Raw genomic sequence first — 14,503 nt, 5'->3', positions numbered from 1 at the left:
CAAGTCGCCGGTGAGAAAGGTTGAGGAATATAAAGGCTTTGCCGAACAGTGCATGATGGATTATGACCTAGATGGTTGGCTGGACAGCGATTATCACTGGCCAGCACAAAAATAAGCTTAACGGGGCAATACATCAGTATAGTAATGGAGATGCATCACATTGTTGCCAGACTTGACTGGCTGTCCCGACCATTATTTTTTTCGTCACTGCCTGATTGGCAATGTTTTCGCAGCCACTCAGCTGTCAGCGAACTGAGACAGTCCAGCATGGATCCCGGCGTGCCACTAAACTGTAGTGTTCCACCGTCCTGCCCGGCATACGGGCCTATATCTATGATCCAGTCAGCCTGAGCAATCAGTTCCATATTGTGTTCAATAATAATGACTGAGTTGCCTCTGTCCACCAACCGTTTAAACAGTTTAACGAGCGAAGCCACATCACTGGGATGAAGGCCGGTTGTAGGTTCATCAAAAATATACATATCACTGTCACGATTGAGATTCGCTGCTAACTTGAGCCTCTGACACTCACCACCTGAAAGGTGATTCAAAGACTCGCCTAAGCGCAGATACCCTAACCCAACCTCGATTAAGCGGCTGAAGACAAGTGACATCTGTGGATCATCACAGAAGAAATCTCCGGCGTCCCTGACCGACATGGACAATACCTCAGCGATAGTTTTCCCCTGATAAAGGTAAGTCAGAGCCTGTGGATTATAGCGCTGCTCCTGACAGGCATCGCAAGGCAGTGTGACGGTATCCATAAAAGCCAAATCAGTCTGTATTACCCCCAGTCCATTGCATTCAGGGCAGGCGCCCTTACTATTGGCGCTAAACCATGAAGCAGCCACGTGATTGGCTTGCGCAAATCGCATACGAATCGTGTCAAACACACCGCACCACGAAGCGATATGCGAACGAATCGAAGTATGTATGGGTTTTTGATCAATGATGATCGCGTCGGGATATTGCGGTGCCAGCTCCCCCATAACCAATGAACTCTTTCCTGAGCCTGCCACGCCCGTTACGACAACCATGACGTTAAGCGGTACATCTACGGACAGGTTTCGCAGATTATGCAGTACCGCGTTTTTTATCGAAACATGCTCTTTTGCACGTTTGGGGTGTTGATTGATTTTAGCCCGTGAAGCGATATATTTTCCCGTTAAGGTATCAGACTGTTTCAGTGAGAAAAGACCGCCCTGAAATACGATATTTCCTCCCTTATTGCCTGCGCCAGGGCCTAAATCAATGACGTGCTCCGCAATCGCAATCATGTCCGGATCGTGCTCGACCATCAGAATAGTATTCCCCTTATTACGCAATTTAACAATTAATGTATTCAACCGATCTATATCGGCCGGGTGCAGCCCGGTGCTGGGTTCATCAATAATATAGGTCATGCCTGTCAGGCTACTCCCCAGATGCCGAACCATTTTCAGCCTCTGGGATTCACCACCTGACAAGCTTGTGGTAGTCCGGTTTAAATCCAAATAGCCTAACCCGACCGCACACATGGCATCCAGCCTTTCCTTCAGCGCATCAAGCAACGGTCTGACAGACGGATAATCGAGTTTCTCTACCAGCAATTTTAACTCTTTAATAGGCATCATTGTATATTCGCCGATGTTTTTACCTTCAATCCGGCTGGTAAGTATGTTCGCATTCAGTCTCATACCATGACAGTCCGGACAGACTTGCATGGTAACAACCCGCTTGAATTCTTCGCTTTTGGCTTCTTTCGTTTCTTGTTTCAGATAACTTCGCGTGAAACGTGTGATGACCCCTTCAAACTTGGCGCTTTTAGGCCAACCAGGTAAAGGAGATGACGGTGTGAGATTATCCGCATACATGAATAACTCTTTCTCAACTCTGGAATAATCGGCGATTTTTTTATTGACATCAAAAAGGCCGGAACAAGCATACCGTTTCCAACGCCAGGAGCCGGGAGCAAAAGATGAATAACGGATAGCACCTTCATTTAGTGACAGGTTCTGATCGATAAGTCGATCGATATCAATGGCACTGACCGATCCCAAACCATCACAGGCCGGACACATTCCAGACGGATGATTGAACGAAAAAATATTTGAAAATCCAACAAAGGGCTTTCCAACACGAGAAAATAATAGCCGAAGTAAAGTATAAATGTCTGACGCAGTGCCTACCGTCGAACGCGCATTACCACCAATACGTTTCTGGTCAACAATAATTGCCACCGACAAATTATCTATCTCATCAACTTCAGGCTGACCGTAATGTGGCAGACGATGACGAATAAATGGAGGAAATGTATCATTTAGCTGGCGCTGAGACTCTGCGGCAATGGTGCCAAATACCAGTGAACTTTTCCCAGACCCTGAAACACCAGTAAACACCGTAATTTTATTTTTTGGTATCTCAACATCAATATTGTTCAGATTATGTTTTCTCGCCCCAACGATTTTTATGTTGGACTGAACACTCTTATTCATCACTCCGCCCTTCTGTAGTTGTCAACAATAATGCAAGAATAGAGATTACCGAACACCCAGTGATAACCAGTGCCATAGGAAGAACAGATAAAGGATTTCCGAAACCAAGCAATGGTGGAGTGATAGCGGCAGAACAAAACTGAATAGCGCCCATAACAGCAGAACCAGTCCCTTTCAAATTGGACGTTGCTGCCATTGCCATACTCGCAGCATTACCAAAGATAAAGGACATGCTAAACATCATAAAAAACAGTAGGATTATAGTAATCTCACACTGAAACTGAGATAGGCTGTCAACAATACACAACAGCGTAGATATGACTAATGTACAAATAATCCCTCCTCTCATTAGAGAGTTAGCACCGTACTTCAAAACGTATCGCGCACTAATGATACTGCCGAGCATCATTATCCCTGCGTTAATAGAGAATATGATAGAAAACTCGCCAGCAGAAAATTTGAATAATGACTGATAGATAAACGGTGATGCCGATATATAGGCAAAAAGCGCACCAAATTGAGTAGAAAAAATCAAGGTGTAAGCAAGGTAGGGTTTATTACTCACCAAACAATATAACTGACTGAAAAATTTATAGAAACTAAATGGCGGCCGCTGATCTATAGGCAAACTTTCACGGACATAATAGCCACTAAAGAATGTAGTAATGCATGCGATAAGTGCCATAAACACAAATACGACGGGCCAGATGAAATAGGAGGCCACCCCGCCAATTAAAGGTGCAGCAATCGGTGCTATACCTTGTATTGCCAGTACCAAATTAAAATATTGCGCAGCCCTGTCTCTCGGACATAAATCAGAAATAATGGCACGAGCCAAAACTATACCAGCGGCCCCACCCAATCCCTGGAAAAACCGCGCAACAATAAGTAACTCAATATTGGAAGATAACGCGCACGCCATTGAAGCTACGGTTAACAGCATCGTTCCACCCAGTAATAATTTACGCCGACCATAATGGTCTGAACAAGGGCCAATGATCAGTTGCCCGACAGACAAACCGATCATGAATGCTGTAATACTGAGTTGAACTCTAGCAGGAGTAGTCTGCAACGAACTCGTAATATCAGGAAATAATGGCAGATACATATCGGTGGATAAAGCAGCAATAGCACTCAACAAGCCAAGCACCAAAACAACCTTAGGAGAAAGTAAGCCTTTTTTTTCATCAATGTACATAGAATTCATACACAATGTTTTAGGTACTCGGTTCGATGCCGCTCTCATGACGCGCTGAAGACCTCTCATATTAAACTAGTTTACTAATACTATATCATCCCACACTTGATTTCAAAAAAGAAACTAAAAAACCAAAAAATAGTTTTAAATCACCTAATATTCAAAATCTTAACTAGATAAATATTAATATAAGTTTCCAATTTAAAACCATTAACACACATATAAAAATTAACTAGAATGATATCTCAAGAAAATAACAATAATCGGATATTAATACGTCGCTCTTATCGGGAATTGGTCATATTAAAAGAATACTTTTCTACGGAAACTTTATTGACTCTTACAAGGCGCTGTTTATGAAAGAGACTTGTTTTTAGAGAGGTAAGGTAAGTAGACAGAGAGGATTGAGCCTTGCCATGTACACAATATCAATCAGTATCAATTACAAAAACTTATGAACAAATAGATATGAAAGTGATTCCAGCATCAGTGTCTGTAAGCGCTGCATAATCTCTGTTCCGGCTTGTTGTAAACAGTCTAACGGCATTTCAGGTAAGCTTTCTAAAATGAACCACGAATAAAACCACGACAACCACCGCCAAGATCTAGATTATCTCCAGATTTTTATACCATAAATAGCAGCACTGACAGTAAGAATAAAAGCTATCAGAGTTGACAGCAAAGAGCATCCAACAAACTGAACCACTGATAGCACGAAATAGCGATTTAAAAAGAATCAGACCTATTACGAAATACTGTTTATCCAATTTCCATTGACCAAAAAATCAGGGCGGTAGTCACATCACTACCGCCCTGATTCGTTCAAGTCCAATATCTGCCTGATGTTAAACCGATATCGTCATCAGTTCATTTTCTTCTGCGGCTGCCACGGAATCGACTTGGAGCTGATTCGCGACGATATTCTCGACAATATTGCCGCTTTCGAACTTAATCAGCTGATCAGCGAGGTGGAAATAACGATCATCATGGCTGATCACCAGCACCAGTTTATTCTGACGTTTCAGTTCAGGGATGATCCGGGTATAAAAGATCTCACGGAAACGCGGGTCTTGATCCGCTGCCCATTCGTCATACAGGCAAATAGGCGTGTCCTCGATATATGACATCAATAACGCAAGGCGCTTTTTCTGCCCCTGAGACATCGCCACCGAAGATAACTTGCCGTCTTTGGAAGTCACTTTGCTGGTCAGCTCCAGATCCGCCAGATACTTTTGGATCACTTCATCACTTTCCGGTTCGCCTTCACTGTTCAGCACGTGCTCGAACAAGTGGAAATCCGAGAAGATAGTCGAAAACATCTGCTGATACTCGTGGGTATCAATCGCTTCCGAGACCACTTTATCGTCCAACTGAATTGTCCCTTGGTTCGGACGATACAATCCGACCAGTAGTTTGGCGAAAGTTGACTTACCACTGCCGTTACCACCGGTGAGAAAAATCGCCTCACCACGATGAAATTCAGCATTCACCGGACCGACATGAAATGAATATTCATCATCCTCAGACTGATACTGAAACATTAAATCCCGGACGGTCAGGCGCTGCCAAGATTCAGGTTCCGTCTGCGGTTTTTTCTCCCCGTCGGTGGTACGATGAAAATCATCCAACTCTGCCAGTTCAAGGCTCTCGATATTCCGGTAAGAGCTTGAACAGTCACTGAAACGACTCATAGAATCAATCACGCCTTGCAATGGATTAACCATATACAGAATGGTTAAGACAAACGTGACAATCACTTCCAACGGTACATTGGGGAAATAAACTCGGCTGCCGAACACGATGATCCCAATCACGAAGAAAACCAGCGTCGAAGCCATACTGCCCATCATGGTAAAGATCACCGACACTTTGACGCTCCGCTCGCGAATCGCTTTAAAGTTCGGTTCAAGGATCTGATTGTAAGTAAAGCGACGGCGGTTGGCATTGATACTCAGCTCTTTAATCCCGTCCACCAAGGTTTTCAGGCCACTGAACATGTCATCTTCATACTCACGCAGCAGCATGTAATGATGAAAGCCGCGTTTCAGGAAAAACTTGGCAATCACCACAATCAATGCGATCAACACGAAGACCACTGAAAACAGTTCCCATGAGGTATACACCATGTAGCCGAGACACAGCAGCACCGTCACTAAACTGTAGATAAACCCCGGTAGTAACAGCAGTCCGTCGGATAACTTCGCCGCATCGGTTTTCATCGCAGCCATCACGCGGTGCCCGCCGATTTGTTCCAGCATTGCATACGATGTTGAGAGCAGACGCTTCGCCAATGAATCACGAAACTCATACACCACCCGAGCACTCAATTTTGCCAGCAGATAACGGGATGCAAGGCTAAACAACAACACCGTTGCCACCACACCGACAAAAATCAAAAACGCGTGCGGGCCGGGTGATTTTCCGGCACCAATCAGGCTGACCTGAGCGGTGATAATTCTCAGCATCATAATACCGGCTAACGCACCGACGACACTCAGCACGGTTGCCGCAAAAACCTGCCATTTAAAACGACTTAAAATGGATTTAAACATCTCAATTCCTCATCTGTTTGAATGTGGTTGCGCTATCAAATACAGCGACCACAACATCTTCACTTAAATAGCAGTCTTACCCTGTATCGTATCAGTCAATCGCTGAACGTCGGGTTGCTTTAATAATGTCATATGATTGCCCAAACTCTGTAACACTCTGATTTCAGGCATCAGTGTTTTCCAACCGACAAAACGCTCCGGTGACGAACCTTGTGCGATCACCAGCGTGGTCGGCGTTTTCGGTAATACATCCGGTGTAAACCAAATCCGAATCTGTGTCGCAAAGGAGCGATAAATCGCGGCAAAGTCACTGGTACGGGTACTTTTCGGTAGCTGTCCGCTGTCAATCAAACGACTGAGCGTCAGTGAAAGCCGCTCATGATATGACAGAGGTGCCAACTCAGCCTGTGACAATCCGAGTGAGCAGCCACGCATTTCAAATAACTCGATCAGACGGATCAAAGCCTGAAGATCACTATATTCCTGATGGTATGACCCCAAAGGCACCCGGGAATCGGCAATAGTCAGTGATTGCACTGCAATACCCTGCGCCTCCATCTGCGTGACCAGTGACAAAGCCACCCAACCACCAAATGAGTGACCGACAACGTGAAGCGTCTGCTCGCCCAACTGATCTTGCAAAGCATCAAGATAGAAAGATGCCGCGGCCTCGACACTGCTGTGAGGAATGCCGTTACCCCATAATCCCCGCGGTTGAATCGCCAGCACCGTCCAGTCCGATGGCATGGTCTGAACAAAATCAACAAACGAGAACACATTATCTCCGGCACCGGGAATACAAACGACAAACGGTTTTCCCGGTTGCCCGTTCTGTAGTTTCATCACCGGCGATTCAACAGACAGATGTTGTGGTGGATTGTGCCGATAAAACTCGGTTCGATGAGCAATCACTTGTGAAATCGCGGCTCCGACATCTGAGATATAAGAAGCATTCATCAGCTCATAATGGGTTCCGGGCACGGTGACACAGTGGATATTCTCACTGGGCAACACTTGTGACCATCCCAGTAACGGGTCTATTGCCTGTGATTGCTGTGTTGCAATCAAGTCAATATGAACCGGTACAGGCAATGGCTGATATTCCGCACGGAGAAAATCTTTCTGATGGATCAACATCTGATGGAAATATGTCTCCGTCCATGCTTGAGGGAGATATCCCGCTGTACATCCAAGCTGGTAATAGTCCTGCCAGTGAGCTTGCTGTGGTAATTCAACCGGCGCACCATTCAGCTGACCTGCGAGATACGCGACCATATTGTGGCTCAGCGCAGTGATCATCTCCTCATCACTCTGTTCCGGCTGTTTGATAACCCCCGGCACCCAGCTATCTAACAGACCGATAAATTCAATTTGTTGATCCTGTCCCAGCAATTGAGATGCAACTTCATAAGCCAATACCCCACCGGAAGACCAGCCAAACAGACGGTAAGGCCCCTGGGGTTGTGTCCGGCGAATCATACTGACATAGCGTTCTGCCATGCGCTGATAAGTTTTCAGGGAAGGTTGCATCCGATCCGGTGCTGAGAGTCCATAGACGGGGATATCCGGATCGATATTCGCGGTCAATGCCGGTCCGTATAACAACTCTCCGCTGAATTCGGGGACGATAAACAGCGGCAGTTGTTTCCCTGTGGTGCGGAACGGAATGACTTGATCGTGCTGTACCGGATTATCTGAGTTTGGCGTAACCGCATCCTGAGACTGTACGGTTGCTGCCAGTTCACGAAGGACAGGCGTACTCATCAGTCGCGCTAAATCCAGTGTCACCCCTTGTCGCTGCGCTTCACTGACCATCCGCACCGCCAGCAGAGAGTGACCGCCCAGCTCAAAGAAGTTATCTGCCCGGCCGACCTGTTCGACACCCAATAGCTCAGACCAAATCGCCGCCAGTTTTTCCTCGGCATCCCCGACCGGTGCCTGATATTCATGTCGCACCACTGAACTGATATCCGGCTCAGGCAGCGCTTTACGGTTCACTTTACCGTTCGGTGTTAATGGCATTGCATCAATCAGTACATACACCGCCGGCACCATATGAGCCGGTAAACGCTCAGACAGTTCAGCTTTCAGTGTCGCCACATCCGGCGCCGCATCCTGATTCACCGCGGTGTAGTAACCGATGAGCTGTTTGTCGCCGCTCTCACCAAAGGCACGGGCAATCACCACCGCATCCTGCACACCCGTGCAGCTTTGTAACGCCGAGCTGATTTCACCCAGCTCAATCCGGAAACCGCGGATTTTCACCTGGTCGTCATTACGACCCCGGTACTCAATCGTCCCGTCCGCTAACCAGCAACCCACATCACCGGTGCGGTACATCACCGGATAAGCTTCGTTGTATGGATTGGCAACAAACCGCTCTGCGGTCAGCTCATCACGGTTCAGATAACCACGCGCCACCTGCACACCACCAATGTATAACTCGCCTTCAACCCCGACCGGTACCGGACGGCCGTCACTGTCGAGCACATACATCCGGGTATTCGCCACCGGATGACCAATTGACACCCGGTCACCTTCCAGTTGCCGCGGACAGTGCCACGCAGTGACATCCACCGCCGCTTCCGTCGGGCCATACAGATTATGTAATTCAATCTGTGGCAGTCGCGCATAGCTCTTACGAATCGCTTCTGCCGGGAGTGCTTCACCACTACAGAACACCAGCCGTAGTGATGGACAATCTCCAGGGCTCACCACCTCAAGGAAGCTCTGCAACATCGGTGGCACAAAGTGCAAGATAGTCACCCCTTGACGGGTTATCAGCGATTTTAAATAGTCCGGGTCTTTGTGTCCTTCCGGCTTGGCCATCAACAGGGTTGCACCCGACCATAACGGACAGAAGAACTCCCATACCGAGACATCAAAACTGAACGGGGTTTTCTGCAACACCACATCATCGCTGCCAAAGCCGTAGTCCCGTTGCATCCAGTACAGACGGTTGACCACGCCACGATGCTCGTTCATCACCCCTTTAGGTAAGCCGGTTGAGCCGGAGGTATAAATAATGTACGCCAGATGATGATTGGTCAGCTCCGCCACTTCAGGGTTGGTCTGCGGGCAATCAAGCCATGGCTGCACTGCCGAGGCTAAGTCCACCAAACGTGTACTGGCAGGGATTTCTCCCAACACGTAGCGCAATTCGCCAGTGGTCAGCAAAGCTACCGGTGCACTGTCGGACAACATATAGGTCAGCCGCTCGGTCGGATACCCCGGGTCAAGCGGCACATAGGCACCGCCCGCTTTGAGAATCGCCAGCAGCGAGACCACCAGCTCACAGCTGCGTTCCAGACACACCGCCACCCGGCTGTCAGGACGCACGCCCTGCTCAATCAGCCAGTGCGCCAGTTGGTTGGCCCGGGCATTCAGCTCGGCATAACTGAGTGACTGGTCTTCAAATACCACTGCGGTTGCATCCGGATTACGTGCCACCTGCGCCTCAATCAGGGTGTGCAGGCAGGTATCATCGGGGAATGCAGTCTCCGTTTGGTTGAACTGATTGAGCACAAGGTCATGTTCGGATGGCGGTAAAACCGTCATCTGGCCGATCAGACGCGTCGGATCATCACTTAAGGCCACCATCAGTTCGGTTAATGCTTGCTCAACCATCACCGCCAAGCGCTTGGCACCGATACGGCGCGCCACTTTGAAATCCAGACTGAAGCCCTGACCGGCAAGATCATCAACCGACAGACCGACGGGATAATTGGTTCGCTCTTCATTGGCAACCATTTCAATCCCTTGCCAAGCTGAGGCAGACTGTGTCGTATCGATGTCCGTTTGGGCGCTGCCCCCTTGATAGCGGTAATTTAACAGCGAGGTAAATAACGGTGCCGGTGCACTGACGCCACTGCATTTCTGTACCTGTGACAGCGGTGCATGTTCATAGTTGAGTAACTCAGCCAGTTGCCGATGGGTATTCAGGACAGCGTCTTTGGTCTCCGTCTGCCCCAGAGACAGCCGCAGCGGTAAAGTATTGAGGAACATCCCCAACGCCCGATCCGCCCCGTCACCACCGGCCATCCGACCGAACAGTACCGTACCGAAAACCACGTCATCTCTTCCGGTGGTTGCTCGAACCACTAATCCCCAAGCCAGATGGAACAGGCTCGCAGCACTGACGCCGTATTGCCGCGCCTGAGAGCGGATCTGCTGTGCCAGTTGCTCACTGACCGGATGCCGAAGTGACTCAATCTCATAACCGTGGCTTTGCGTATCCAACACATCAAACGGTGCACACGGCACTTCGATGTCGGCGAGCTGCTCACGGAAATAATCGACATAGGTTTGCTGACTGAGTTCACGTCGCGCCTGAGCGACAAAATTACGAAACGGGATTGGCCGCGGCAGCGCATGTTCCTGCCCGAGCAAATGCGCCTGAACTTCTTCAATCACCAGTTCCAGTGTGGTGTGATCCATACACAGATGGTGCTGAAGCAAACACATCACCCACCGTTTCTGTGTCGGATCCGCCACATAATGCACCGCCAACATCGGTGCCTGAGAAACATCCATCTCCACCCGGGAAGGGGCAAAATGAGCCTGAAGTTGTCGGACAATATCTGCATCAGCCGTATTATCCGCACCGTTTTCAGCAGCGTGATTCACCAATAGTTCAGCTTGCAGTTCATGCACCGCAAGCGGCGCGTTGCGCCAAACCACCTGATGCGCTTCGCGCAGTCCGTCCCACACAATACCGGTGCGTAAAATATCATGGCGCTGAATCACCGCCTGTAACGCATTGAGAAAATCCGTCATCCGCGATTGCTGATCAAAAGTGAGGATCACCGGGGTAATATAAGGGTCGCTCTCCTTTTGCAGGATATGGTGATACAGAATCCCTTCCTGTAACGGTGCCAGCGGATAGATATCCTGAATATTGGCAGCTCCGCCCGCAACACTGGCGGTAATCACGTCAATCTCCGCGGCTGTCAGCTCGGTCAGTGGCAACATTTCCGGCAGTATCTGTGTGCACCCGACAGGAATCTGATTGCTCGGTACGGTTACGGCCTGTGGTGAATCAGTTTCACTCAGCGCATTTGCCAGTGCAGCCAGTGTCGGATGATTGAATAAGGTTTTGACACTCAGGTGATACCCGCGTTGACGCAGTTGTTCAATCAGCTGAACCGACAGTAGCGAGTGTCCGCCAAGTTCGAAGAAATGATCCCGGCGGCCGATTTTCTCAATCCCCAACAAGTCACACCAGATGGTTGCGAGTAACAGTTCCACTTCGGTTTGCGGTGCTTCATAGACCCGGTGCGCAAAGGCGCTTTCATCAGCCTCAGGTAAGGCTTTATGATCGACTTTACCGTTTGGTGTCAGCGGTAATTGTGCCAGCAACATATAAGCAGACGGAATCATGTAATCCGGTAAGGTCTCATGCAAATGAGATTTCAGCCCTGCCAAATCTACGGTTGCGCCAGCCGTCTGCGTGTAATAACCCACCAGACGCTGATTGCCGCGCTGATCTTTTTGCGCGGTCACCACTGCATCGTGAATCCCTGCGCAGCGACGCAGGGCTGTTTCAATTTCACCCAGCTCGATACGATAACCACGGATTTTAACCTGATTATCACAGCGTCCCTGATAGTGGATCTGGCCGTCTTGCTTCCAGCAGCCCAAATCACCGGTACGATACATCCGTGCACCGGGTTGAGCCGAAAACGGGTCAGGCAAGAAACGCTCTTCTGTCAGTTCAGGGCGATTGAGATAACCGCGGGCCACACCGACCCCACCGATATAGATTTCACCGGTCACACCGAACGGCACCGGCTCACCCCGGGTATCGAGAATATAGATTGTGCCGTTGGGTCTCGGCAGTCCGATCGGCGGCTGACCGTCAAATCCCTGATGTAGGGCGCAGGTAGTGCCCCAAATCGTGGTTTCAGTCGGCCCGTAGCCGTTATAGACGATGCGCCCTTCCGTCAACCAGGGTTCAATGACGCTACGCGTAACCGCTTCACCCGCTGTCAGCAACATTTTCAAATCCGGTAACGGCACATCCGTGCGCATACTTGACAACGCAGCAGGCGGTAAAGGCGCATGGGTAATACGGCGGGATTTGAGAATCGTCAGTAACTCCTCTCCGAGCGGTTGACCCGGCCCGGCAAAATGTAACTCCGCACCGGAACAGATTCCCAATATCATTTCAAACAGACTGGCGTCAAAACTGATCGACCCGAACTGTAAAACCCGGCTTTCTTTGCCGACCGCCAGCATTTTTCGCTGCGCGTATGACACATTACACAGTCCCTGATGAGCAATCATCACGCCCTTCGGTTTGCCGGTCGACCCCGAGGTATAAATGATATAAGCCAGATGTTGCGCCGTCAGACCAAGCGCCGCCGTATTCAAATTAGTCGTCTCATACTCAGCCCAGAGATGACGATGAACATCGATCTCCACAACCGTGCAGTCCGGTGCGATGTCACCGAGACGCGGCAGCACGTCGTCTTGCGTAATCAATACCTGTGGCGCACTGTCGGTCAGCATATGGATCAGCCGCCCGTCAGGGTAATTGGGATCCATCGGTACATACACCCCACCGGCTTTCATCGTCGCTAACATGGCAATCAGCAAATCGGCTCTGCGAGGCAAAGAAATCGCCACGCGACTATCCGGGCGAACCCCGTGTTCGGCCAACCAGTGTGCCAGTTGATTCGCCCGTGCATTGAGCTCACCGTAGGTTAACGATTCACAATCCGTGACCAGCGCGCTTGCATCCGGGGTCTCAGCGGCAAATGATTCAAACAGTTGGTGAATACAACAGTTGTCAGGAAAATCCATCGCGGTCTGGTTTAATGTTTGAATCAGATAATCCCGCTCGGACTGCGGCAAAATGGGCAAAGTCCGGACATCGGCATCACGCTCAGCAATCATGCCTTGTAACAGGCACTTCCAGTAACTGAAATAGCGCTCGATAGTCGCCGGTTCAAACAGCGCGGTCGCATAGTTGAGCGTACCGGATAAGTGATCATCACACTCTGTCATGAGCAGAGCCAAATCAACTTTGGCGGAGTGATCGGGCACTTCGGCATGCGACAGCCGCATATCCCCCAGTTCAGCGTCAACTCGGGGCTGATTCTGTAAGGAAAACAGCACCTGAAAAACCGGAGAATAAGACAGGCTGCGCTGCGGTGCGACCACCTCAACCACCTGCTCAAACGGAATATCCTGATTGGACTGCGCAGCCAGTGAGGTCGCTTTGACTTGGGTCAGCAACGCTTCGGTATTTAATGGTTGCGATAAATCAACCCGCAACGCCTGCGTGTTGACGAACATGCCGATCAGATTGCTGACTTCTTGACGGGTTCGCCCGGCGACCGGCGTTCCAATTACGACATCATCCTGCCCTGCCAGACGTCCCATCAGTGCCGCCCAACTGGCGAACAACGTCATGTATAACGTACAACCATAACGCTGACTGAGTGCTCTCAGCCCTGCTGTCAGTTCGGCATCCAGCGTTACATGAACATTGTCACCGAGATAGTCCCGTTGCTCAGGACGGGGACGATCAGTCGGTAACGCCAGTAGCTCAGGCGCACCTTGCAGATGAGATACCCAGTACTGCTGCTGTTGTTCAAGCACTTCCCCCTGAATGTGCTCTTGTTGCCACTGAGCATAATCACCGAACTGGATCATGGATTGTGGCAGGGGGTCAATACTATTTTGGGCATACGCGCGGTATAGCACACTCAACTCTTCGGTCAGAATCCCCATCGACCAGCCATCAGCGACAATATGGTGCATGGCGATATACAGGATATGATCGGTGTCCGTCTGACGAATTAAGCGCCCTTGCACCAGCGGGCTCCGGGTAAGATCAAATTGAGGTACTTTATAAGTGCCAGTCTTCCCCGCCACCGAATCACAAATTTCTAGTGGAAAACCACTATCCTCCGCACCGATGATCTGCATCGGTTGCCCGTCACGCACCTCAATATGGGTTCGCAAAGCGGCATGACGAACCACCAATTGATCCAATGCCCGCGTTAAAGCCAGCATATTTAGCGGCCCTTGAATGCGCAGCCCGGCAGCAATGACGTAGGCAGCCGTGGTTGCAGCATCCATTTGTGACATCACCCATAACCGTTGCTGCGCCAGCGACAGCGGAAATTCCCGTTGATTTTTATCAGCAGCCGTGATGATGTCTTGCTCGGGAAGTTGGGGCTGTGACGCCCCGTCTTGTTCAAGTTGTTCCAGAATTGCCATCATTTCTTCGGGTGACAATTCATCAATAGAAAAGCGTGTATCTGTCATGA

Annotated in this window: 4 protein-coding genes; all 4 read right to left on the bottom strand. The window is 49.5% G+C overall.

All coding sequences use genetic code 11. The features are described 5' to 3' along the window. Positions 1-155: 155 nt before the first annotated feature. Positions 156-2,474, bottom strand: a complete 2,319-nt coding sequence (locus VR7878_RS20430) for an ATP-binding cassette domain-containing protein (RefSeq protein WP_077337786.1) — start codon at positions 2,472-2,474, stop codon at positions 156-158. Beyond that, positions 2,467-3,672, bottom strand: coding sequence for a multidrug effflux MFS transporter (locus VR7878_RS20425; RefSeq protein WP_205409499.1), 1,206 nt, complete (start codon positions 3,670-3,672; stop codon positions 2,467-2,469). The genes VR7878_RS20430 and VR7878_RS20425 overlap by 8 nt, the downstream gene beginning before the upstream one ends. Positions 3,673-4,517: 845 nt before the next feature. Beyond that, positions 4,518-6,224, bottom strand: a complete 1,707-nt coding sequence (locus VR7878_RS20420; RefSeq protein WP_077337784.1) for a cyclic peptide export ABC transporter — start codon at positions 6,222-6,224, stop codon at positions 4,518-4,520. Between the two features lie 63 nt (positions 6,225-6,287). After that, positions 6,288-14,501: a non-ribosomal peptide synthetase gene (locus VR7878_RS20415; protein WP_077337783.1), complete on the bottom strand. Its 8,214-nt coding sequence runs from the start codon at positions 14,499-14,501 to the stop codon at positions 6,288-6,290. Positions 14,502-14,503 lie beyond the last annotated feature (2 nt).

The sequence above is a fragment of the Vibrio ruber DSM 16370 genome, assembly GCF_900163965.1.
Classification (GTDB): Bacteria; Pseudomonadota; Gammaproteobacteria; order Enterobacterales; family Vibrionaceae; genus Vibrio; species Vibrio ruber.
Note: the sequence above shows the minus strand (reverse complement) of the source record. Positions and strands in the feature narration are given on the sequence as shown.